This is a genomic window from Bdellovibrionales bacterium (genome assembly GCA_016714165.1).
Classification (GTDB): Bacteria; Bdellovibrionota; Bdellovibrionia; order Bdellovibrionales; family UBA1609; genus JADJVA01.
This window is the reverse complement of record JADJNU010000002.1, coordinates 326,319-349,895: the sequence shown is the minus strand read 5'-3', so window position 1 is coordinate 349,895 and position 23,577 is coordinate 326,319. Positions and strand designations below refer to the sequence as shown.

21 protein-coding genes and 2 pseudogenes are annotated in these 23,577 nt (G+C 44.6%); 15 read left to right on the top strand and 8 right to left on the bottom strand.

Annotation, left to right across the window (positions count from 1 at the left end; translation table 11 throughout):
• Window positions 1-7: 7 nt before the first annotated feature.
• From hypE to pflA, 3 genes and pseudogenes are all read left to right on the top strand, one after another.
• Window positions 8-1,039, top strand: coding sequence for a hydrogenase expression/formation protein HypE (gene hypE / locus IPJ71_12865; protein MBK7844561.1), 1,032 nt, complete (start codon window positions 8-10; stop codon window positions 1,037-1,039).
• 68 nt (window positions 1,040-1,107) lie between these two features.
• Window positions 1,108-3,347: pseudogene (gene pflB, locus IPJ71_12860) on the top strand (formate C-acetyltransferase).
• Complete coding sequence (pflA, locus tag IPJ71_12855; protein MBK7844560.1) at window positions 3,347-4,084, top strand: pyruvate formate lyase-activating protein; 738 nt, start codon at window positions 3,347-3,349, stop codon at window positions 4,082-4,084. Before pflB ends, pflA begins: the two are co-directional and overlap by 1 nt.
• A gap of 74 nt (window positions 4,085-4,158) precedes the next feature.
• Here pflA and IPJ71_12850 read toward each other — a convergent pair whose 3' ends face one another.
• Window positions 4,159-4,641, bottom strand: a complete 483-nt coding sequence (locus IPJ71_12850) for a macro domain-containing protein (GenBank protein ID MBK7844559.1) — start codon at window positions 4,639-4,641, stop codon at window positions 4,159-4,161.
• Window positions 4,642-4,852: 211 nt separating this feature from the next.
• On the opposite strand from IPJ71_12850, the gene IPJ71_12845 reads away from it, so the two are divergent.
• The 5 genes from IPJ71_12845 to IPJ71_12825 all read left to right on the top strand — a co-directional run bounded on the left by IPJ71_12845 (window position 4,853) and on the right by IPJ71_12825 (window position 9,544).
• Window positions 4,853-5,569 (top strand): cytochrome c, encoded by a 717-nt coding sequence (locus IPJ71_12845; protein MBK7844558.1) that lies wholly within the window; start codon window positions 4,853-4,855, stop codon window positions 5,567-5,569.
• Window positions 5,570-5,572: 3 nt separating this feature from the next.
• Window positions 5,573-6,901, top strand: coding sequence for a cbb3-type cytochrome c oxidase subunit I (locus tag IPJ71_12840; protein MBK7844557.1), 1,329 nt, complete (start codon window positions 5,573-5,575; stop codon window positions 6,899-6,901).
• 92 nt (window positions 6,902-6,993) lie between these two features.
• Entirely contained in the window at window positions 6,994-7,689 is a 696-nt protein-coding gene (locus tag IPJ71_12835) for a CbbQ/NirQ/NorQ/GpvN family protein (GenBank protein MBK7844556.1), read from the top strand.
• Entirely contained in the window at window positions 7,689-8,840 is a 1,152-nt protein-coding gene (locus IPJ71_12830) for a hypothetical protein (GenBank protein ID MBK7844555.1), read from the top strand. Before IPJ71_12835 ends, IPJ71_12830 begins: the two co-directional genes overlap by 1 nt.
• Entirely contained in the window at window positions 8,804-9,544 is a 741-nt protein-coding gene (locus tag IPJ71_12825; protein MBK7844554.1) for a hypothetical protein, read from the top strand. The genes IPJ71_12830 and IPJ71_12825 overlap by 37 nt, the downstream gene beginning before the upstream one ends.
• Before the next feature lie 59 nt (window positions 9,545-9,603).
• Here the strand turns inward: IPJ71_12825 and IPJ71_12820 are convergent, their stop codons facing one another.
• Window positions 9,604-11,754 (bottom strand): response regulator, encoded by a 2,151-nt coding sequence (locus IPJ71_12820; protein ID MBK7844553.1) that lies wholly within the window; start codon window positions 11,752-11,754, stop codon window positions 9,604-9,606.
• Window positions 11,755-11,798: 44 nt separating this feature from the next.
• Window positions 11,799-12,293: a response regulator gene (locus IPJ71_12815; GenBank protein MBK7844552.1), complete on the bottom strand. Its 495-nt coding sequence runs from the start codon at window positions 12,291-12,293 to the stop codon at window positions 11,799-11,801.
• Between the two features lie 80 nt (window positions 12,294-12,373).
• Here IPJ71_12815 and IPJ71_12810 point away from each other — a divergent pair, with 80 nt between their 5' ends.
• Window positions 12,374-13,129: a response regulator transcription factor gene (locus IPJ71_12810; GenBank protein ID MBK7844551.1), complete on the top strand. Its 756-nt coding sequence runs from the start codon at window positions 12,374-12,376 to the stop codon at window positions 13,127-13,129.
• A 13-nt stretch (window positions 13,130-13,142) separates the two neighbouring features.
• Here IPJ71_12810 and IPJ71_12805 read toward each other — a convergent pair.
• Window positions 13,143-14,105: pseudogene (locus IPJ71_12805) on the bottom strand (SDR family oxidoreductase).
• Window positions 14,106-14,240: 135 nt separating this feature from the next.
• On the opposite strand from IPJ71_12805, the gene IPJ71_12800 reads away from it, so the two are divergent.
• From IPJ71_12800 to IPJ71_12790, 3 genes are all read left to right on the top strand, one after another.
• Window positions 14,241-15,173, top strand: a complete 933-nt coding sequence (locus IPJ71_12800) for a hypothetical protein (GenBank protein ID MBK7844550.1) — start codon at window positions 14,241-14,243, stop codon at window positions 15,171-15,173.
• Window positions 15,174-15,253: 80 nt separating this feature from the next.
• Complete coding sequence (locus IPJ71_12795; protein MBK7844549.1) at window positions 15,254-15,682, top strand: DUF1304 domain-containing protein; 429 nt, start codon at window positions 15,254-15,256, stop codon at window positions 15,680-15,682.
• A 168-nt stretch (window positions 15,683-15,850) separates the two neighbouring features.
• Entirely contained in the window at window positions 15,851-16,525 is a 675-nt protein-coding gene (locus tag IPJ71_12790) for a hypothetical protein (GenBank protein ID MBK7844548.1), read from the top strand.
• Between the two features lie 122 nt (window positions 16,526-16,647).
• On the opposite strand, the gene IPJ71_12785 is transcribed toward IPJ71_12790, so the two are convergent.
• The 4 genes from IPJ71_12785 to IPJ71_12770 form a co-directional block, all read right to left on the bottom strand.
• Window positions 16,648-17,481 (bottom strand): metal ABC transporter permease, encoded by an 834-nt coding sequence (locus tag IPJ71_12785; GenBank protein ID MBK7844547.1) that lies wholly within the window; start codon window positions 17,479-17,481, stop codon window positions 16,648-16,650.
• 13 nt (window positions 17,482-17,494) lie between these two features.
• Entirely contained in the window at window positions 17,495-18,397 is a 903-nt protein-coding gene (locus IPJ71_12780; protein ID MBK7844546.1) for a zinc ABC transporter substrate-binding protein, read from the bottom strand.
• Between the two features lie 23 nt (window positions 18,398-18,420).
• Complete coding sequence (locus IPJ71_12775) at window positions 18,421-19,488, bottom strand: hypothetical protein (GenBank protein ID MBK7844545.1); 1,068 nt, start codon at window positions 19,486-19,488, stop codon at window positions 18,421-18,423.
• A 535-nt stretch (window positions 19,489-20,023) separates the two neighbouring features.
• Window positions 20,024-20,977 (bottom strand): MerR family transcriptional regulator, encoded by a 954-nt coding sequence (locus tag IPJ71_12770; GenBank protein ID MBK7844544.1) that lies wholly within the window; start codon window positions 20,975-20,977, stop codon window positions 20,024-20,026.
• Window positions 20,978-21,112: 135 nt separating this feature from the next.
• On the opposite strand from IPJ71_12770, the gene IPJ71_12765 reads away from it, so the two are divergent.
• The 3 genes from IPJ71_12765 to IPJ71_12755 all read left to right on the top strand — a co-directional run bounded on the left by IPJ71_12765 (window position 21,113) and on the right by IPJ71_12755 (window position 23,557).
• Window positions 21,113-22,540 carry a deoxyribodipyrimidine photo-lyase gene (locus IPJ71_12765; GenBank protein MBK7844543.1) on the top strand — a complete coding sequence of 476 codons (1,428 nt, stop codon included), beginning with the start codon at window positions 21,113-21,115 and terminating at the stop codon, window positions 22,538-22,540.
• Window positions 22,541-22,609: 69 nt separating this feature from the next.
• Complete coding sequence (locus IPJ71_12760; protein MBK7844542.1) at window positions 22,610-22,825, top strand: hypothetical protein; 216 nt, start codon at window positions 22,610-22,612, stop codon at window positions 22,823-22,825.
• A gap of 3 nt (window positions 22,826-22,828) precedes the next feature.
• Window positions 22,829-23,557 (top strand): hypothetical protein, encoded by a 729-nt coding sequence (locus IPJ71_12755; GenBank protein MBK7844541.1) that lies wholly within the window; start codon window positions 22,829-22,831, stop codon window positions 23,555-23,557.
• Window positions 23,558-23,577: the final 20 nt, after the last annotated feature.

The window sequence follows — 23,577 nt, the reverse complement described above, 5'->3', positions numbered from 1 at the left end:
GTTTAATTTGGATTGGATCTGTCGATTTCCATTTGAAAGATATCCTACGATCACCTTGGCACATGGGGGAGGTGGGCGCCTCACTCAGCAGCTGATTGACGATATTTTTAAACCAGCCTTTGATTCGGACTGTTTAAACGATGCAACTGATTGTGCCAATTTGTCTTTGGATCGTTCCAATCTGTGTTTTGCGACGGATTCCTTTGTTGTGAATCCAATTTTTTTTCGAGGTGGAGACATCGGAAAGTTGGCTGTCACGGGAACTTGTAATGATTTGGCCATGGGAGGAGCAGAGCCGCGATGGTTGTCCGTCGGTTTTATCTTGGAAGAGGGCCTGGCGATCAAAGATTTTGTTCGAATTGTTGAGTCGATGGCTCAGGCCGCTCGGGAAATCGGAGTCAAGATTGTTGCTGGCGATACGAAGGTTGTTGAGCGGGGCAAGGGAGATGGCATTTATATCAATGTCAGCGGCATAGGGATACCTCCTTCAAAAAAGGCTTTTGTTCCGAAAAATATTTTAGCTGGAGATGTGATTGTTCTCAGTGGGCCCATTGGCCGGCACGGAATTTCTATTATGGCAGATCGAGCAAATCTCGGATTTGAATCATCGATCCAATCTGATTGTTCTCATCTTTGGCCGCGAGTGGAGGAACTCTTGAGGTCAAATGTAGAAGTTCACGTCATGCGGGATTTAACTCGAGGCGGCTTGGCCACGGCCCTGATTGAGCTTGCGCAAACGCGAGTTCTTGAGATGAAAATACAGGAAAAAATGATAACCGTTGATAGTTCAGTTTCTGGTGCCTGTGAAATGCTGGGTCTTGATCCCTTGTTTTGCGCCAACGAAGGAGCCATGGTGGCGATCGTTCCCAGTTCAGCTGTGGCGGGATGTCTTAAGATCTTAAAGGAATTCGATCCCTCTGCCTCTGCTATTGGAACTGTTGGGGAAGGCTCTGTTGGGCGTTTGCTCCTCGAAACAGAATTTGGAACAACTTATTCTCTTGAAAAGCAGAGTGGAGAACAGCTTCCAAGAATTTGTTGAAAATTTTCTTTAAGAGTCTTTAGTTTCGGATCGCCATGTAGTAGCCTTGTTCCAATCCGGGGGGAAGAATGAAATACAATGTTGCGGGTCGGTGGGAATCAGGGCGTTGGAATACCGAGATAAACGTGCGCGATTTTATCCAGAAAAATTATCAAGCCTATGAAGGTGATGCGAGCTTCCTTGTTGGTCCAACCAAGGAAACCTCCGAGCTATGGGTTCGAGTGCTTGATCTCATGAAAGAGGAAAGAAAAAGGGAATCCTTGATGCCGACACCGAAGTTGTTTCTTCAATTACCTCTCATGGGCCTGGATATATTGATAAGAATTTAGAAAAAATAGTTGGCCTTCAAACAGATAGACCACTGAAGAGGGCGCTCGTTGCCTACGGTGGAGTACGGATGGCGGCGGATGCTTTGGAGTCTTACGGTTATAAGATGAGCCCAAGCCTTATTGATTTTTTTCAGAAACATCGAAAAACTCACAATGACGGAGTTTTTGCGGCCTACACGCCAGAGATGATGGCCGCGAGAAAATCAGGAATCATCACGGGTCTTCCAGATGCCTACGGTAGAGGGCGAATTATTGGCGACTATAGAAGAGTGGCTCTTTATGGAATTGATCGTTTAATTGAAAAGAAAAAAAGTGATCTCAAAGATTGCGAAGAGATTGATCTTGAGTCTGAGAGTCTTCGTCAGCGAGAGGAACTTTTTGAGCAAATTAAGGCTCTTCAGTCCGTAAAAGTGATGGCTGCCAGTTATGGTTTTGATATTGGTCGGCCAGCCAACACGGCCAAAGAAGCGATTCAATGGACCTATTTCGCCTATCTCTCTGCTGTGAAAGAGCAGAATGGGGCCGCCATGTCATTGGGAAGAGTCTCCACGTTTCTTGATATATATATAGAAAGGGATTTGAGAGCTGGAGAATTGACCGAAACTCAGGCCCAGGAGTTGGTGGATCAGTTTGTGATGAAATTGAGGATGGTTCGATTTTCTCGGACTCCCGAATATGATCAACTCTTTTCAGGTGACCCAACCTGGGTCACCGAATCTATTGGAGGTATGAGCGAAGACGGACGGTCTTTGGTGACTCGAACGAGCTTTAGATTTTTGCATACCTTATACAATCTAGGTCCAGCGCCAGAGCCAAATCTCACTGTATTGTGGGCGGAACGCTTGCCCGAGCCTTTTAAACAGTATTGTGCAAAAGTTTCGATCGATAAGAGCTCGATACAGTACGAAAATGATGATCTGATGCGACATACATTTGGTGATGATTATGCAATTGCGTGCTGTGTTTCTGCGGCTAAAATAGGCAAGCAAATGCAGTTTTTTGGTGCTCGCGCCAATCTTGCAAAATGCTTGCTCTATGCCATTAACGGTGGTCGAGACGAGATCAGCGGTCAGCAGGTAGGGCCAGAACTGGCTCCAGTGATGGGTGATGTTCTTCAGTATGAAGACGTCCTTCATAAATTTGATTTGATGTTAGAGTGGTTGGCTCACCTTTATGTCAATACCTTGAACGTGATTCACTATATGCATGACAAATACTGCTATGAAAAAATTGAAATGTCTTTGCACGATACTCATGTGGAGCGGTTTCTTGCGACTGGCATGGCTGGATTGTCAGTTGTTGCGGATTCTTTATCTGCTATCCGTTATTCAGAAGTCAGGGTTGTGAGGGACGAGCGTGGACTTGCTGTAGATTTTATTCGGAGCACCGAAAACTACCCTCAGTATGGTAACAATGATGATCGTGTCGATTTGATCGCAGTCGATATTGTGAAGCGATTCATGAATAAACTGCGAAAACAAAAGACCTATCGGGAAGCAATTCCCACCCTATCGGTTCTGACGATCACTTCAAATGTTGTCTACGGAAAAAAGACGGGCACTACTCCTGATGGGAGAAGAATTGGCGAGGCCTTTGCTCCTGGAGCAAATCCTATGCATGGCCGCGAGACCCACGGTGCAGTGGCGGCAATGGAATCGGTAGCAAAGATTCCTTATCGCTACGCCAGGGATGGCATTTCCAACACTTTCTCAATTATCCCGAAGGCTTTGGGATCAACGGAGAAGGATCAAGTTACAAATTTGATCGGATTGTTGACAGCCTATTTTCATGATGGGGGCCATCACATTAATGTGAATGTGCTTGATCGCGATACTCTTTTAAAGGCGATGGATCATCCCGAGGAGTTTCCGCAACTCACAATTCGTGTGTCGGGTTATGCCGTCAATTTTATCAAACTGACACGTGAACAGCAGGAAGAAGTTGTGCGTCGCACTTTTCACGAGAAATTAGGCACCTGATGTCCGTGAAGGGACGCATTCACTCAGTTGAAACTTGCGGTACCGTGGATGGTCCTGGGGTTCGTTATCTTGTTTTTATGCAAGGTTGTTCGCTTCGTTGCCTGTATTGTCACAATCCCGATACCCGTCATCCACATGAGGGGCGTGAGGTGACGGCAGAGGAGCTCTTTCGTGAGATTTGGCGGTACCGAACTTATTTTGAAAAGTCTGGAGGCGGAGTTACATTTACGGGAGGAGAGCCGCTTCTCCAACCTGACTTCATAGGAGATCTTGCGGAGGCTTGTCGCGATGCCAATATTCACACGGCTCTCGATACATCAGGATTCAATTTTCAGAGAGATTCGAAACAATCATGGGCTGTCGATTCTGTGGACTTGGTTCTTCTCGACATCAAGGCTTTTGACCCCAAGACGTACAGAAAAGTGACGGGAGTTAAATTGGGGCCAACATTGAATATGCTTGAATACTTGGAAGAAATCGGAAAAAAAACCTGGGTGCGCTTTGTTCTTGTTCCTGGATTGACCGATTCAGTGGATGAGGTCACCTCCCTCGCAAATATAATATCGCATAAAAAGAACATTGCGAAAGTTCAGGTGCTTCCCTTTCATAAGATGGGAGAATACAAGTGGAAGCAAATGGGATTTAAATATGAATTAGACAAGACGTTGCCCCCAAGCCGAGAGCAACTGACCAGCGTTCAGGAAATATTTAGACGATTTGGATTGGAAACTGAATAAATTTATTTCAGTTCCCCTCGCTTGCTCCCGTGATCAAATCCATTTTACCCATTGTATGCCCCCCATTTTGAATGTTATTGCTCGCCCGATTTATCCTTTACATATTTGGAATACACAAAAACGGGAATATCAAGTGAACCTAAATGTTGGTCGATCAAAGGCTTTACGTCTTTCCATTCGAGACCTCCGACTCCCGTGGCAAGTTTTGTGATGGCGAGGCTTTTGTATCCATTTGATTTTACTTCCGAGGCCAATTTCTTCAGGCAATGGCCAACATTGCTCAGGGTTGCCTTGCCCGGATGTTGTCCTTTGGAGAGAGGTGGCTTTTGGGTGAGAAGACTTATGATGGCACTGCTTCCCGGCCCCTTCCAGGTCCAGGAGTCTCCTTCGCTCGGTGATCGAGACTGACAGTAGTGACGAAAGTCCTTATAGAGTGAGGGCCATCGTTCACGAAGCTGTAAGGCCAGACCTTGTTTGAAATCGTCATCTACAGCGACACCATGAGCGAGGGCCTCTGCCTTTGAGAGTAAGATATCCCCTTCGACTTCGCGAATCATTTTGAAGCTCCTTTGAGAAGAATTAAGACGAGTATAGATTGTCCATATGGAACCTTAACTAACTATCAGATGATTTGTAATTCATCAAATCTGATAAATGAAAGATCTTGATAATTAGAGATCTTAGTAAATAAAAAGCTTGATTATTCTATTCGATCGGTGAGTAGATGTTTTAGCAATCAAAAAACGCGGATTCGGAGGGGTCATTAATATGTTGTCGAAGTCGCAGGCGAAGGCATTTTTTCTGGTGGGGACCCTGGGGTTTTCTGCCATTTTTGTGGGTTTAACGATTGATACCTTTCAGAGAATCCCAGCTCAGACGAGGTCAGAAAATCTAACTCCAGAGGTGATACGCGGGAAGCACTTGTTTGATCGCAACAATTGCATGGGGTGTCACACAATTCTGGGTGAGGGGGCTTATTATGCGCCCGAACTCACAAAAGTTTTTGAGCGGCGTGGAGAAGTATTTATTAAGGCCATGCTGCGTGATCCTGAGTCGATGTATCCGGGTCAGCGTAAAATGACGAACTACAAGTTCACAGAAGAAGAGATTGGCGATTTCACGGCTTTTCTAAAATGGATTGGTGAAATGGATCTCAATGGTTTTCCGCCTAAGCCTGATTTGGGGCAAATTGCCTCAGTTGGGAACTCGGGAGACACAGCTTCTTCTCCTTTGGTAAAAAGGGAAGACAGACCTCAGGTTTTCAACCAACTTTGTGTGGCTTGTCATTCTCTTGGCGGGCAAGGCGGCCAAGTGGGGCCTGCTCTTGATTCGATAGGTGCGACCCGCGATATTGAGTTTCTAAAACTTTGGCTAAGAGATCCTGTGTCAGTTAAATCAGACTCCAAAATGGCGAAAATGCCACTGTCCGAAGAGCAAATTGTTGAGCTAGCTGCATTCCTTTCGAACTTGAAGGGTGGGAAATAAATTATGAAATATCAGTCACAAAAGGTCGCTTACTGGTTTTTTGCCGTTTGCATGCTGTTGTTGAGTCTTCAGTTAGTTTATGGCTTTATCATGGGGTTTGCCCACATGGGATACGATGGGCTTCATGCTGTTATCCCGTTTAACACGGCCCGAGCTGTTCACACCAATCTGTTGGTAATGTGGTTGCTGGCGGGCTTTATGGGGTCTGCCTACTATATCATTCCTGAAGAGGCGGATCGGGAACTACTTTCGGTAAAATGGGCGTATGTCCAATTGATTGCATTTGTAACCGTGGGAGTCACGGCAGTCATTGGTTTTCATTTCAATTGGTGGGAAGGCAGAAAATTTCTCGAGATACCACGCCCACTTGATTATCTCGTTGTTGTAGATGTGCTCTTGTTTATAGGCTTGATTGGTGGAACGATCTGGAAGGGTCGCCGCTACACAACTACAAGCATTGTTTTGTTTTTTGGTCTGCTAACAGCTGCCCTGCTCTATTTGCCGGGCATGATCGACACTGATCATCAAACGATGGACTCTTACTGGCGTTGGTGGGTTGTACATCTTTGGGTGGAGGGTGTTTGGGAATTGATCATGGGTGCGATATTGTCATTTCTACTGATTAAGTTGACAGGGGTTGACCGAGAGATCATTGAGAAGTGGCTTTATATAATCGTCGGATTTACCTTTTTGAGCGGTATTTTGGGCACTGGCCATCACTATTATTATATTGGGACTCCTCGATACTGGCTCATTGTTGGTGGACTATTTTCGGCTTTGGAGCCTGTGGCATTCTTAGGTATGGCGATTTACGCCCTGTCGATGGCAAAAAAGGGAGGGCGAACGCCAGACAATCGGATCGCAATGCTTTGGACACTTGGCTGCGCGGTACTTTCTTTTGTTGGAGCAGGCTTTCTAGGTTTTGCTCATACTTTGCCTCAAGTTAACATGTACACTCATGGGACTCTCGTCACCGGAATGCACGGGCACATGGCCTTTTGGGGTGCCTATGCCTGCGTGGTTTTAGCGATCATCACTTATGCTATGCCGCATTTAACGGGTCGTAAGCTGCAGGATTCAAGCATGAACTCATTCGCTTTCTGGACTTCAAATATTGGAATGATTTCGATGACACTGGCTTTTGGGGTTGCTGGCATTGCGCAAGTATATCTCGAAAGGAAGATGGGTTTAGATTTCTTGGTTGTGCAGAAGGAACTCGAAGTCCATTTTTTTGGTCTCGTGCTTGCGGCCTCTCTTTTTTCTCTTGGAATCGGTGCCTTTGTTTGGAATTTCATTCGGTTCGGGGGTCCTGTCGGTCAAGTTCGTAGCTAGAAAATCGAGGAGTGTTTTTGTCCACAATTTTTGTGCCTGCCGACAATGAAATTGAGGTCTTTGAGCGCTGTTTTAAAAATCAGTTGCCCGTGATGATAAAAGGTCCAACGGGATGTGGTAAATCTCGACTTGTCGAGTTTATGGCGGATCATCTGGACCTTCCAATCGTAAAAGTGGCCTGTAATGAGGATACGAACTCGGCTGATCTTCTGGGTAGGTTTTTAATTAAAGGTGGGGAAACGGTGTGGCAGGACGGTCCCGTCACCCAGGCTGTTCGAACGGGGGCAATTTTGTACCTCGATGAGATAGCAGAGGCTCGTGAAGACGTGGTTGTTGCGATCCATCCTTTAACTGACCATCGTCGCGAAGTGTACCTGGATAAAATAAGCGAGGTGGTGGTCGCTCCTTCTCGGTTTATGTTTGTTGCAAGCTTTAACCCCGGTTATCAACGGGGTTTGAAGGAGTTGAAACCTTCCACGCGACAACGCTTTGTTAATATCAGCATGAGCTATTTACCCTTAGAAAAGGAAGCCAATCTTTTGGTTCAGTTGACGGGTGTTGAGTTTAAAGTCGCAAAAGCCATGTGCCTGCTAGCCCAGAATGTTCGGAAGATGAAAGAACATAACCTCAAAGAGACCCTTTCTACGCGCCTGATGGTTAACTCTTGCCGTCTTATCGTGGATGGTATGAATCCACGACGAGCTTGCCATGCCGCAATTGCGGAATCTCTATCAGATGATGGTCTTGTTGTTGATGCGTTGAAAGACATGATCAACCTGAGTCTATAGTGGATCTTCTTGAAAAGATTTTTCAGAAATATTGGACTTCGCCATCTCAGCGACGAAGACGTCAGCCGTCGACTGTCGAGTTTTCAAAACAGGAAGCTTACCTTAAGACGGTTGCTCAGGTGATTTTGGGGACGGGTGAGCCCGTTCAACTTATTCCAGCCCGAACTTTTGTGGGTTTCGCTGAGGGGCATTTGTTTTTGCCCGAATGGGTCGGTCAATTTTCAGACGCAGCCCTCAACCGAAAGGCCTACCTTTATTTGGTATTAAAATCCTGTGCATCAAAAAGATTAAATCTTGTTTCAAAAATGAAGACCATTTCGCCTTTGGAAGGGAGGATCGATTTTTTGTCTCGTTCAGTTGATGTGAATATTTTTTTGGACAATCAATTTCCTGGGTTTGCGAGTTTTGAAAATGAGTTTATTTCGCACCTATTAAAGGAGTGTCCGGACTATAAGTTGACTCAGTTTCAGGATCTCTATTTGTATTGGCGCTCGGCCTTGACGACTCGGACGCCTCATCCTCCATTTTCTGTTAAAAAGAGGGAGGGCTTCAGAGTCAACGAGGCTGTTCCTGCCTTTGTCGCGATGACAGTACCATTTTTGTGCCAGGCTTTCTCCACTGGTTCTGTCGAGGTCGATGAAAATCAGGCTTTGGACGGTCAGCGTCCCAAGGGCACCGAAAAGGAGAAAGCAGCGATCGATCCGACAAAAAATATTTCTTTGGAAGAGCAGAAAAAAAATGCGAATCCAGTCTCTCATTCATTTGAGAAAATAGAGACCTTAGACGATTATCAAGGCGGATATCGATTTGATTCTGGTGATGATGAAATTGAGTCTCATGCCAATGCTCTCGAGGAACTTGAAATGAAACAAGTGACCCTTGGTGGCGAAACGGCCAAGTCAGTGTACAAGGCAGACAGTATTGTACTTTTTCAACGCCAATCGCTCAGGACAGGCATTTCCAGTTTGGCGAAAGAAAGGGTGTATCGAGAATGGAGTCATAGCAGTGGTCGATATTTAGAAAACCACTGTCGCATCTTTCTGAATAGAATTCCGATTGCGCCGTCAGATGATCAATCGTTTCAAGCAAGAATAAAAGAAGGAGACAATCCAAATTGCAAGAGTGGAGACGTCTCATACAAAGTGTCGTGAATGAGCCACTTTGGCAGCGACGTCAGAAAGATGGTGTTGAGCTCGACGAAGATGCTGTCATTCGCTATTTAGTGAATTTGAAAACCAAGAGTGCTGATGACGGACGCTTTTACGCCACAAAGAGAAAATTGATGTCAGACGTGTCTGTGCTGGTTCTATTTGATCAATCCTTATCGACCGATTCTTGGATTGGAGATTTGCGTGTTCTTGATATTATTTTAGAGTCAATTGGACTTGCGGGACTTCTATTCGAGGAAATAATCAGAGATGTTATGGTTGCGGGTACGTGGAGTGCCACCCGTCATCATTGCGATTACCATGTCTACAAGAATTTTGAAAATTCATGGCGGGATTTTTATCAGGTTGGTAAGTCGATAACGCCACAGGGATACACTCGCTTGGGGCCATCGATTCGTCATAGCGTTGAGATTTTGAGGCTAAATAGATCGCGGAAAAAGATTCTACTCATTCTAACTGATGGCAAACCAACGGACCTCGATCACTATGAGGGCACACATGGACTAAACGACGTGCGTAAGGCATGTCTGGAAGCGGAGGAAATTGGTATATTCCCTTACGCCCTCACTATCGATAAAAAAGAAAAAAACTATTTTTCTCTCATGTTCAAACGATACGCCGTCCTGCCATCGGCTGAAACATTTGCCGATCAATTGCTCCGTATCCTTCTAGCAGCTCTCAAGTAGTCAAGGGAACAGACTACTTTTAATTTTTTAAGGGTGCTGTCGGTATTTCACTTCGGCTCTTATCCTCCAAAATGGCTGGCCTGTGCTTCAATATTCTTGTAGGAACTCAGAGGGATCGTTTTCTTCTCACGTGTGGAATTTAGAGATAAGGAACTCATCTCTCTGTGAGTTTTATAAATAAGTGGTCGGATATCCTCATTGAAAAACCCGATGGCCGAATCGAAGTCATCACAGGATTCCAGTCTTTCGAATGCCTTTCCCAATTCTATGGCTCCAACCGTATATGAGGATGACTTGAGCTTGTGCCCAAGCCGTGTTAGTTCAGTCAGGTCCTTGTATTGCTCATAGGTATTTTCAAAAGACAAAACCTCCCTGAGGCTTTTCAAATAGAATTTCAATACCTTACTTGTAGCCACCTTCCCTATTTTCTCACTGAGAGATTCCAGCGCCATCGGTAGCGTCGCCTCGCTCGCAGAACTCAAGTAGCGATCCAATCGGTTCTTTACGTGTTCCAAAGAAATTGGTTTCGAAATCACTTCATCCATTCCTGAATTCATACATGCGATTTTGTTTTGAGTACTTACGTCAGCAGTCATTGCCAATACAGGAATAAAGTGATTTCCAAGCTTTCTTATCCTTTTGGTTGCTTCAAATCCATCCATCTCAGGCATCTGGCAATCCATAAGGACCATAGAAAATGATTTTCCTTTTTGAATAATCAAAGAAAGGGCCTCGCTTCCATTTGTGGCAATAACGGACTGAAAACCCAACTCCTTCAAGATCGCTGAAACGACAATTTGATTTGACTTCACATCTTCAGCAACCAAAATCAAATCTCGGCCATTCTGATCCAGTGACTCTGCTTCTCCCTTTATTTTTTTAATTTTCTTCACTTTTGAGGTAGGGGCAACAGTCACCTTGGCTGCTTTCAGTGGGATTTCGAAATTTATCTCGGTTCCACTTTGAACTTTTGAAAAGATTTTGAGTTCTCCACCCATAGCTTGGACAAGCTTCTGGCTGATACAGAGACCTAGTCCGCATCCGGGTTCGCCAGATGTGCCGGATTTCTCAAATTGGACAAAGGGTTGAAAGATCTTTGCAGTTTGGTCGGGTGTCATGCCAATGCCTGTGTCTTGGATTGCAAACCTGAATTCCTGCACTTCTTTTTTGAGTCTTTCGACCGTGAGGATAACACCTCCCGTACTTGTAAATTTAATCGCGTTTCCAATTATATTGAACAAGATCTGAGCTAGCCTTTCCCTGTCTCCGTTTACCATTACTGGAAATTCAGGCCGAAATTTTGAGACCAAGTAAATTCCCTTGGCTTCGGCTTTTGGATTCAGTCCATTTAAAATACCCTCGATGAGCTTTTTCAAGTCAAAATCCTTGCTCTTGATGTCCACCATGCCAGCCTCAAACTTGGAGAATTCAAGAATATCATCTACAATTCTCATCAGAGTCCTGCCAGAATCAGATATTGTCTGGAGAAACTGTGGATCAGGTTTCTCATCTTGCCTCTTGATAAGGAGGTCAGACAAAGCAACAATCCCATTGAGTGGTGTTCTAATTTCATGGCTCATCGTAGCAAGAAATTGGGTTTTTAGATTCGACGACCGCAAAGTTTCACTTTTAGACTTTTTGAGCGAAAGGAGATCTGCGCGCATTAATCTGTGGTCATTAAGAAGAATGAGGCCTGAAAGCAGGGTCAAAGACAAAGATCCATAAAAAAGCCAGTCGATATGCCTTTCAACAAATGAAGACTCAGAGAGGACTATCGGATGGACAGCCTCAACAATTTCTCTATTAAAGTTACTTAAATGATCAATCAAAAACCCGATTTTAGCTAAGTTAATTTGGCCTACAGAGTCAAGAGTTTGAAGTGATTGAATCGTTAATGACTTTTCGATCCATTCGTTTCTGAGGGAATGAAACAAGGTATTTTCTTCTGCACTATTTGATTCCAAAGAATTTAGCGTCTGGAAATGGGAATCAATTTTTTTTGTCGAATCTTTCAAGAAATCCAATGAAGAGAAAGAGTTCTCTCTGTGGGAGGTGACAAGCTTGAGGAATGGCTCCCAGGTTCTCAATTCGGAGACAATTGAACTCAATAGTTGTTGCTTCTTTAGAGCTTCGTACCTTCTGTTGATTAATTCCCTGGCGCTTGAGTTTTCACGCTGCAATTGTATCGAGATCAGGGCGAGTGCACCCATTCCAAAAAATAAGACAAACTTCCACAAGAATCCCTTTTTAAAGTTCAAGTTCTAGAATCCTTATTAGCAACTGATATCATTCCAATCATTTCCTTTAAAATCTGGATACAAGAATGAGGCTCCAAAGGCTTCCGGATATAAGTGGGAGAAAAATCAGCATGATCATCCGTGTGCTTCCGCACCTTAGATTCTTCTGATCGAGAGATCAACAGGAAGGTTTTAGGAAAATGTTTTGCGAATTTTTTCCAAAGATCCAAGCCCGACTCCGGTCCTGACAAAAAAATGTCTGAGATAACAATATGAAATAATGGCTCCTGAGTGAGAGTGTGCACCATCAATTGCGCGGCTTCAGTGTAGCTAATCGCCCATTTATATTGAACAGGCACTCCCAGCGAGGAAAAAATGAATTCCCATATAGGCTCAAAGGTAAAATCATCCTCGACGATCAGGATTTTCACAGGCGACAGTGAGCTGGCTTCGGGCTCTAGATTCTCCGTCGAAGGAATTGTCGGCATTGAAAAATCTTCTTTTTGCTGCATGATGGCCGGCCTTTTCGCTTGTTTTGATGACGTCCCGTCGCGAGCTTAAGGGGCTAAGTTTAATTGGGAATGGAGCCAGCATGAAGTTTTCTCCATATGAATTTGACGAGTCTGAGCAGACCAAATATGGTGGCGAGATGCGTGCCCGAATATTGTATATTGAGGATGACCCTGTTTACCACGTGCTTGTCCGGGGCACCCTACCAGGCATTGATCTTTTGGTTGTGGAGAGAATTAAGGAGGCGGAAAGGGCATTACTTTCGTTCCAATTCGATGCCATTCTCGTAGACATTGAGTTGCCGGATGGAAACGGGATTGATTTTATTTTCAATAATATTTCTAAGGGGCTTCTAAAGGATATTCCAATCGTTTTTCTCACGGGAGAACCTTCCATTTCTCACAAGGTTACGGCATTTAGCCTGGGAGCCGACGACTTTATTATGAAACCATTTGAACCGCTTGAACTCAGGGCGAGGCTTTTTTCTAAAATCGAAAAGAGCAGGAGAGATATGGCCCAGGGTGAAATAAGGCGCGTTGGTGATCTGATAATTGATTTCGCGAAATACAAGGTGTTTCTAGATAAAGGGGGAGCAAGGGTGGACTTGCAATTGACTCTCATAGAAACGAGAATTCTAGATCTTTTATCAAGAAGACAAGAGATTGTGTTTAGCCGGGAGAAAATTCTGGATACTGTGTGGCCAGGGACATGCATAACTGACAGAACCGTTGACACTCATATTGCAAATCTCAGACGTAAAATCAAAGGCTCAAGGGTTGGTCTGGTTACCATCAAGGGTGTCGGTTATTCAGTTGTCGTCGAGCCAGGCCGTACTTAGCACTCTCTCATTTTTAAGATTTGCTCGCCGGAGGAAAGGCGAGCAGTCCGGTTTTAGATAGCGATTGATGATTTGTGGCCCACCGCTTTGAATTGGGTAGTAGCCAAAACATCAGCAAATGAAAAACACGTCTTGGAATCATTTTTTTCAGACAACCAAAAAGTAATGCGTCAGGAGTTGCTGGGATGAAGAGACGCGGATTTCGCTTGAGGATGAGTCCTACAATTTTTTTTGCGATATCTTGCGGACTCCTCTGAGAGAGCAGCATGAGTTTCTCTATAAATGGTGCCATGTGATGGTAATAGTCGGAATACGGACCCTCGAGTTCTTGGCTCAAAGTCGCCGTTTTTGTGAGGTATACTTTTTTGTAGGACTCTGAGTTGACGAAGCCAGGCTGGACGAGACTGACATGTATTCCAAAGGGCTTTAACTCGTGCCAAAGAGATTCTGAGGCTCCCTCAAGAGCGTGTTTTGAAGCCGTATAGGAGGCCATTGTTGGCATTGCGACAAATCCGCTGACCGAGGAAACATTAATAATTCGTCCAAACCCCTTCTCCCTCATTGAAGGGATAATGCGACGGATAAGGTCTATCGGCCCAATGTAGTTGGTTTCGATTTGATGGAGTTCTGAAGTCGCATCCATATGTTCCATGACTGAGCGATAGGAAATCCCCGCGTTATTGATAATCACGTCAATGGACTTCCATTTCCTATAGACATCGGAAACGATGGCACCCCGACTTGTCTCAGACCTAACATCCAATTCTTTAATGATAAAATTTTCATTTTCTGTAAATACCTGCCGCAAGCGATGAACTGAGGTCGGGCGCGCGGTAACCACCACTCGAAAGGAATTCAATCAGTGGAGCTCTTGAGCAAGGGCGAACCCAATTCCCGAGCTACATCCGGTCACTAGAACGACCAACTTTTCCTTATCGTTATTCAAGGCAGACCTCCGTGAATCCAATTGTAGCAAGTCTGACTCATTTACCAGAGGTGTGTGAATCCAGTTTAAAGGAGGTGTGGAGATTTCTTGACAAGACTTGGACTGGAAACGCAATCAAGAGAGGCAGTTGTAAGGAGGTACTTGTTCGAATATAGTGTTATCTATATGAAATACCTGGCCATTTTGCTCCTGACTGGTGGTGTATTGGGATTTTTTGCCTTCAGGGGTTGGGGAATCAGTGCCTATATCGGAGGTTTGACGAGATCGCTATCTGAGCAGTCACTCCACGCTAAGAGGACGGAAGATGTCGTCATGTCCGCAAATAATCCGATTGGTTCAGCCCTCGTTCTTCACGGACTGAACTTCGATGCGGAGGGAATGAGGCCGATTGCTCGATTGCTACAGAGTGCGGGGTACAATGTTCTCGCTCCGCGTTTGATTGGGCACAAGGCCGATCCGGAATCAGTTTTTTCGCTGCAGAGAGAGGCGTGGAATAAGCAGGTTGAGATTTGGTCAAGGGGACTGGCGAGGCCTTTTTTATGCGTCGGATTTTCGCTCGGCGGCCTGATTCTCTTGGAAAGGCATATCTCTCAGAACATCCATTGTGACTACTACATCGGATTTTCACCTGCGCTTTCGGTTCATATTCCCTCTTGGGCTGTAGACACTGTTCGAGCGGTTTGGCCGAGTAGAGTTCTTGTTCCAAGCGGTATTCCTTTAAAATATCGTCATTTTGATTTCATCGGATTGATGCCGACTTTTTCTGTTTTTGATATACTTTCAGAGTTTGACAAAGAGCTCAGTGTCAAAAGAGATATTCCTCTCAAGGGAGTTATTTTTATTGATCCTCGCGATCTCGTGGTAAATGCCCAGGGAGTGAAGGAACTCACTCAGACTTTTTTTCCAAATTTTAAATTTATCGAAATCCAGGCCTTGCCCCTCGATGAGCGACATGCCTATCACATGGTCATTGACGAGGATCACGTCGGCGCAAGCCAGTGGGCCACAATGGTGCAGTTAGTTCATGAGGATCTGGACCAGTTGGGCCGCTCACGCCAGGGAAGCGAAGTGAGTCGAGAAAGTAAGTCGGGTAATTGAGTCGGGTAATGGAGTCGGGTAATGGAGCCGGGTAATTTGGGCCAGGTAATTGAGCCGCGTAATGGAACTCAAACGAAGTCTTGAAATTTGATTCAATTCATGTTTTGGTCGATTCTATGAAAGTGGAGTGGATCAGCTTTTTTCTTTTTGGTATTGCGGCTCTCATTCATTTTGGTTTCTTTTTCTTCGAGGCAATTCTCTATCAGCGTCGAGGATTTCATGAAAAATTGGGTATTTCTGAACGTGACCATCAAATTCAAAAAGTTTGGGCTTTAAATCAGGGCTTTTATAATTTGTATCTCAGTGTGGGTACGCTGACTGGACTTTATTTTGTTATGCAGAAGCAAATCATGCTTGCAGGTGTTTTAACGAGTTTTTGTGGCGTCTCCATGATAGTTTCCGGGTGCGTACTTTGGCTTTCGGTCCCCCGATTGCGTGCGGCTGCATTACTGCAAGCGATACCTCCCCTGCTAGGATTTTTGTTTCTCTCATTTCATATTATTAAATAGTCGAGGCCGGACGGTTTGCAAATGAGTCTAGACTTGAAGCGCCCTCGACCTGACGGGCTCTGGACCTGATGGGCTCTCGACCTGACTCGCTCTGGACTTGCGTCAAACCTCATGTATGCCTAGAGTTTAGATGTTCAAGCGAACATCTTATTGAAGGAGCCTGTGGCAATGGTTCGTTTTCATTATATTTCCCTTCTGACTTTTCTTTTGATGATCATCTCGGCAGATGTGGCCTCGGCTCACAACGTCCCTGTTCAAGGGCGAGTATTTATCGGATCAACTGTTGTCGATCCAGTAAACGTCAACGCGGAGTTGAACACTCAAGGATTAAAGGAAGTGGATTCAATGCCACAGGTCGGCGTCGAAATTTTATATCCTGTTCTTAAATATGTCGATGTTGGGCTTCGCTACACCAAGCGCAATATTTCGCGAGATGAATTAATCTCGGTTTCGTCAACTGAATTCGAGTCTCAGATTGATCAGGATTCGGCTTTGGCCGTGGTGCGAGTTCCATTTCTTAAAACGAACATCCTTCGAATAGATGTCTTTGCTGGATTCGGTGGTACCAACACAACCTACAAGATCAAGACTGCTACACAAGATGGAGAGTTGACTCGAAAGGATACCAATGCCTGGTTTGCGAGTCCCTACTCCAGCTATGGAGGATCTGTGGCGATTGGTTACAATAAATTTTATTTTGTTGTGGAAGGCGGAGTTGAATCCAATGAGGTAAATGGCTTTAAGAGTACTGGAACAGTGAACAGTCTTAACACAATAGATCTTACTGGGACCTATTTTACTGTAGGTTTGATGTTTGATGGCATCGCAGCCAGCAGTAAATAGAAAATAATTTTTAGTTGCGATTTCCGACAAATTTTTATCTTGTTATTATCCCTGTATTCATCTCCGGATTGTTCCTATGCCGATGATCGTTCCTATGCGGATGATTGCTCCTACGCGCACGATTATTCCTGTTCGGAGGCCTTTCCGCGATGAATGATTTTTCCCACAAGCATCAGGATTGGCAATGACGAAAAACAGACGACAATAAATGCGCCGGCCGGAAGATCCCAGATGTAACTGAGCCAGAGGCATGAAAAGCTCAAGACAAATCCAAGGGTCCAACCAAATAGAAGACGGGAACGAATGGTTTTGAACAGAAGAGAACCGACGACAGATGGAACTATTAAATAAGCGAAGACCTGTAGCACCCCGGCCACGCTTACTGAAGAAGTAATAACGACACCAAAAAGGGCATAAAACAAGAAGTCCCAAAAACCTGAAATATTATTGGAACCATGAAACGAAGCGGCCAAAAGTTGGCGACGAAAAATATAGTGAATCATCGAAACGGCCAAATAAATGAGTCCTGTCTTAAATACATCTGGCCAGGTGACCCAAAGAACTTGCCCGACCAAGATATCTTTGATGTGTTCAGCACCATGTGCAATTTTGTCGACGACAAGAACGATCGTAGCAGAAGCCAGAGCATACACGATCCCAATGATGGCTTCCTGTGAGAACTGCTTCTCATGTTTTCGAGCGATTGCAAACAATGCGGCTGCACAAAATGTGCAGCCGAGAGAAGTCAGGTAAGTGGCAGGCGAGTGGTGATCAAATCCAAAATAAATGGCGAGAGTTGCGCCAAAGGCGGCGACTTGCGCTAAACTTAAATCAACAAAGATAACACCTCTAGCCAAAACGTGAAGGCCTAGGTAGCAATGAATCCCAGCAAGAATAAGACACATAGCAAATGGCGCCGCTAAAAAGTGAAATACCTGGATCCAATCGTGCTGCATCAGAAACTACTCCCTAATTTTTACCCTCGATGGACGCAACCAATTTCTCAAAGAGATCATCAATTGTTTTCACTTGAGGTGATCCATCAACGGCAACGGCCACAGTTTCTATTCTGATATTTGGAAGCTCCTTCACAATCTTATTAGTTACAGTAGGGTCAAAATAGTTTTCGACCAAGATAAGTGAGATCTTTTGATTTTTCATCAGATCTATCACATTCAGAATGTGACCAGAGGTGGGGGGTAGCCCTGGTTTAGGTTCAAGTATTACTTCGTTGGAGATTTGAAATCGATCAAAGAAGTAGGATAAGGTTTTGTGATAGGACACAATTTTCTTAATTCCAGACCTCTCGATCCGTGCCTTCCAGTCTGCGCTTTTCGTTATTAAACGCGATTGCAAAGACTTTGCGTTTCTCTCATATTGAACAGCATTCCCGGGATCGAGTTCACCAAGTCTTTTGGAAATAATAACTGCAATATCTCCAAGCCTCTTCGGATCGAGAGTGACATGTGGATTGCCCAGCGGGTGGACGTCTCCTGCTGCCCGTGAAACTTTACCAGTCGTCACTTCGATCGGCTGAACGAGTGAACCGACCTCGAGGAATCCACTTTTACCCTTTGCAATTTTTGGATTTCGTGCTCCTTGCATGAGACTGGGCAGCCAGCCAACTTCCAAATCAAGCCCCACAGAAACCAAGAGATCTGCCCGGCTCACTTTAATCATAAAAGAAGGCTTTGCCTCGATGAAGTGAGGATCCTGAGTGCCCTTTGCGATGCCCTCAACAGAAACGTGTTCTCCACCAACCTCTTCAGCGACAGCTCGTAAATCACTAATAGTTGTGACCACATTTAATTTTGCAAAAGCCAATGGCGAGAAAAAAAGCAAAAGAATTGTAACCAAAAAGATTTGTTTCACTGACATCTCCTTCTTAAGAATGATTAGTAGGAATGTGCGGGGTGAGCGCCAATGGTGACGTTGTACTGCAATCCAAGGGTGTCCTCATGTCTATCGTTTCCAGATGTCTCGAGGTGATCATATTGAAGCCGGAACCCGGAAAACTCAGTGGGAAAGAAGCCAACCAAATAACTCTGCTTATTTTGTTTAGGTATTCCTTCGGAGTGGGTCGTGCCCAGGACTTCATAGCGCGCTTGGGCCCACCAGCGCTGAGCAAATTGGTATTGGACCCAAGACGCATATCCGGCGAGTTCAGCAATAGATGGGGAGTTAGAATCGGCTGGGTCAAACAATCGGCCAGGTCGACGACCATCCAAATATTCTGTGGACCAAATAAAAGCCTTGTACTTTCCGCCTTTGGCTGGACGCCACTTGAGAGTGAGGTCTGCACCAGTAAGCTCGGCAATTTCATTCAGTTCATTTTTGCCCTGTGTACTTGAAAGGCCAAATTCCAGTGTGAGATCGTCCGTTAAATCCCATAAATTTTTGAAGTGAACGAGTCCGCCTGTGTGGTTCGAATCCGTGCTGCCGTAGAGTTCTTCATTTGTCAGACTAAAAGCCTGGAGCGTCAATTCAGAATACCAAGAAGCAGGCAAGAGCAGGGAAGCCGAAATTCCACTTTCGTTGAGTCCTTCATCACCAACCAATTTTTGGAGAATCAGAGGCGCATCAATAAAAGGGAAAGCATGTGTGTGAAGTTGGTTGTGTTTGCCAAACGCCATCTTAAATTTACCAGCACGTAGTGTGATTTTTGGAAGCGATATTGTCTCAAGAAAAACTTCCTCTGGATCGATGGAATATTCGCCGCCAGCCTCTTGACCCACAGAAAAGAGGGCACTGGCCCGCAAATATGAATCTACGTCAGACATGAATTGGAGTTCAGCCTCTTGCAGAGAAAAGCCTTTATGTGCTGGCTCCTGCGGGTCGCTGGAGACCCCGCTTCCATTTAGATAGAGTCCGAGAAAATTAACGCTGACATCTGGATTCGCTCTGCCTTGGGCATGACTGAAAGAGCAGGAAAGTAGAATAATAAATGAAATGAGTTGCTTCATAGAGACCCTCCGATCGATAACGATCAAATATTCAAATTAGATTTGAAATTGTGAAATTCCTAATTTAGTGAGAAATGAGAAATATCTGGACGAGGTGGTCCACGAGCGAATTCATTTTCGTTCTCAAATTCAAGGAAGAGAGAAGAGTCGTATTTAAAATTTGCGAAGTGTTTAATAGTGTTAGTTTGAATCGAATCAATTTTTGGCGTATCTGCGCTTGAGGAAGTATGAATGAGTGTGCAAAGCAGACATTCGCTTTCAAGCGAGTGTTTGGCGCCAGATTGAAAGTGCAAGTGGGACAAAATGAAAATTGAGTGAAAACAGAAAACGAGAGCAGCAATGAAAAAAAAACAACCTTGTTCTCACAGGTCCTTATAGCTAGCGCAGAAGTAAAATGCAATTGCTATATGACAAGACCTATTGATTCTTAGTGTCAATTCCTCGCCTTGATTCCTGAAACTTGCGGCTTGTGGTGCGGGTGCCGGCTCAGGCCCGGGGTCGCCTGTAAATGAAAGTCATTTTTATGTAATTCAAGTCAACCAAGATATTTTCTGTCTTCTGCTCTCACTTCTGCTTCGAAGGCATCGAAAGACTCAATGATTCGAAATGGCCGCTTCAATGAAACCATATATTTCTGAGAATTCCTCCCGGCCAACCAAAGCGTAACTTTGGTATTCAAATTACGATCCAAAAAATTTAAGTATTTTAGGTACTGATCCTTTGCCCCGTCCTTCCTGTCGGATGTGGAACTGAGAACCAAATGCGTCGCTTTGTATCGAACGCAGACCGCCGCGAGCTCAGTCTTTGGCATGTGCGCTCCAAGAAAAAGAGTGTTAGCGCCCAGACTGCCTGCGATGTAAAAGCCAATTGCAATCCCGATGTCATGATAATCTCCCTCAGGAGCGGCGAAAATGATGCGTGGCCCGTTCTTATTTCTTGGTGATTTTCTATCAAACTTAAAGGCCAAGCTTTCTTTGATGATGGCAGATAGAATATGCTCCTCTGCAATTGAGAGGTGACCGGAATCCGCCTGCTGAGAGATCTCAGAGAGGAGGGGTACGATGAGGCAGTTTACCCAACTTAATGGCTTAGGTGTTTCTCTTTTCTGTGTCCCTATTTTGTGATTTTCCAATATCAAATTGCGCACATCTTGCCAGGCGAATTGCTTGGCTTTAGTCATTATTTCCTTCACGAAAGGGCTCAATTTCGGATTTGCAGAACTTCTTTCTCCAAGATTTTGATTGAGCATCTGATTGAGCTCACTCAAGCTCAATTCAGCGATATCTCCCACCCGATGTCCCATCTGGGTCAGCGAGAACAGGGCCCGTACCTTTAGAACATCGTTTTGGGTATAAAGGCGACGTCCTGTTTTAGAACGTGCCGGCTTAATCGCCGAGTAACGGTCTTCCCAGGCGCGCAGTAAAAATTCACTCACTCCGGTAAGGTCAACGACTTGCCGTATCTTATATGTTTCTATGCCATTGCCCATCGGATAATGCTACCATATCCTATCTTATTGTATACAACAATCTATACAATAGAAATATATTGCGATAAACTACGGTTCAAGACGGAAATCCGAAGTAGAAGTATTCGACACTAGTTTTTAATCAAAAGGAAAGAGATGGACTATGATTTGAGTCTCGTTTGGCTCAGACGTGATCTTCGACTTGAGGATCATCAGGCGCTGAGCAAGGCCTGTTCTGAATCCAATCGAATCGCCGTGATCTTTGTTTTTGATTCCCAGATCCTGGGCAAGCTAAAATCAAAATCAGATCCCAGGGTATCTTTCATTTCCGACTCAATTCGAGAAATTGACAATCAACTGAAGAAACTGGGATCAGGCTTAATTGTTCTGATTGGCGACCCAGAGGTTGAGGTCCCTAAAGTGGCAAAAAAAATGAAGGCCAATGCTGTATTTTTTAATGAGGACTATGAGCCATCCGCAAAATTACGAGACAATGCAGTTCTTAAATTCTTGAAAGAGGAGAATATCAAGGGATTTTCCCTTAAAGACCATGTTATATTTTCTGGACCTGAGCTGAATAAATCCGATGGCAGCCCTTACAAGATGTACACTCCCTACAAGAACGCGTGGCTGAAGAGATTAACACCCAGCGATTATCTTCCAAAAAAGGGGGATAAGCGGAAATTTCTAGCGTCCGGAAATATTTCATCTCTCCCAGTTATTCCGAGACTTGAAGACCTGGGATTTGAAAGATCATCGATTTTAGTTCGGTCCCATAGGCCAGGCAGAAAAAATGGAGTTGGGTGTTTAAATAAATGGGCCTCTGGTTTGCCTGAGTATCACAAAACCCGCGATTTTCCGGGATTGAGTCAAGGCACCTCGGGATTGTCTGTGCACCTTAGGTTTGGGACCATTTCAATTCGAGAATGTGTCCGTCTATGTTTCAAAAGCCCGAATCGGGGGACTGCGATTTGGTTATCGGAGTTGATATGGCGGGATTTCTATCAAATGATTCTTGATCGCTATCCGTATGTTGTCCAGGGTTCATTTAAGAGGGATTGCGACAAAATCGTTTGGGAGGGAAGTCGGGCAAATTTTAAAGCTTGGTGTGAAGGTCGAACGGGATTTCCGATTGTCGATGCGGGGATGAGGCAGTTGAATCAGACTGGATGGATGCACAATCGCTTGAGAATGATCACGGCCTCTTTTTTGGTTAAGGACTTACTCGTGGACTGGAGGAAGGGTGAAGCTTATTTTGCAGAAAAGCTTTTGGATTTTGATTTAGCTGCAAATAATGGTGGCTGGCAATGGTGTGCTTCAACAGGATGCGATGCCCAACCTTACTTTCGAATATTCAATCCAGTACTGCAATCGAAGAAGTTTGATCCAGAATGTAAGTATATAAAGCAATGGGTGCCGGAGCTCAAATCCCTTTCTCCCTCAGAAATACATTGTCTGTCTTTAGGGGCGCCGCAACAGCCAATCAAATCCTTTAAAATTGGAAGAGACTATCCTGAGCCGATTGTTGTTCATTCGCACCAAAAAATGCGCTTTCTTCAGATGTACAAGCGAGGTTCAAATTGAATCCCACTTCAACATTGGGAGTAGGATGTTTGCTTATCGAGGACGGACAGGTTCTATTGGGTATTTCGCGTGCAGCGCTCAGATGATTCGCTGATTATTGTTCAAGCTGATGAGTTATTGGACGTACAATTTTTACCGATCGAATTTTCAATTAATTCTCAGGAGGTCCGACCGATGACTCAGTACTTTATCAAGTCTTCGCTATTAGAAGATCCGAGATCGAATAATTTGCCAACAGAATTTCAAGAGAATAATCTCGTTTATTTTTTTAGCGGAGGAAATTAGGAGATGAAGAGGATCGCATTTTTAATAGCCAGTACATTTTTTGGTAATTGCGCAGCGGCCAAATATTTTTACACCCTTGAGTTTGCATCGACAGTTCAAACACAGAATGACCAAAGAATTCCAGGAAAAGGTGGAACAGATTTTTCATTTACTGAATTTGGAAAAGGCCCGTTTGCGAGTTATCGGATCTATCTTGGGAATCGCTGGGAACGGCACGAGTTGCGTGCTCTGTATGCCCCTTTTTCAATACGCGAGAGTGCAAGACTTAAGAAGACTACGGTTTTTGATGACTCCGTCTTTCAGGCAGGTGTTGAAACCGAGGGCTATTACCAATTTAACTCCTATCGCTTGACGTATTCCTACGGCCTTGAGAAAGGAGGCGATTGGGATATTCGGTGGGGATTTACGGCAAAAATCCGCGATGCTGAAGTCACTCTCTCGCAAGGAAGCTTGGTGGCGGCTAAAAGCAATTTAGGTTTTGTTCCCTTAATCAACTTTCAAGCATCCAGAAGCTTATCTGACAACTTTTTGTTTCGTTTTGATGTTGATGCTCTTGCGGCCCCACAGGGAAGGGCGATTGACCTCGCTCTGTTTATTGAACGGCCCGTTACGAATTCTCAGTTTGTACTATTTGGAGGCTATCGTACGGTCGAAGGTGGTGCTGACAATGACAAGGTCTTTAACTACGCCTGGATTCACTCTCTCACTCTTGGTTTGAGAGGTGATATTTGATTGGACCAAAAAAATACGAC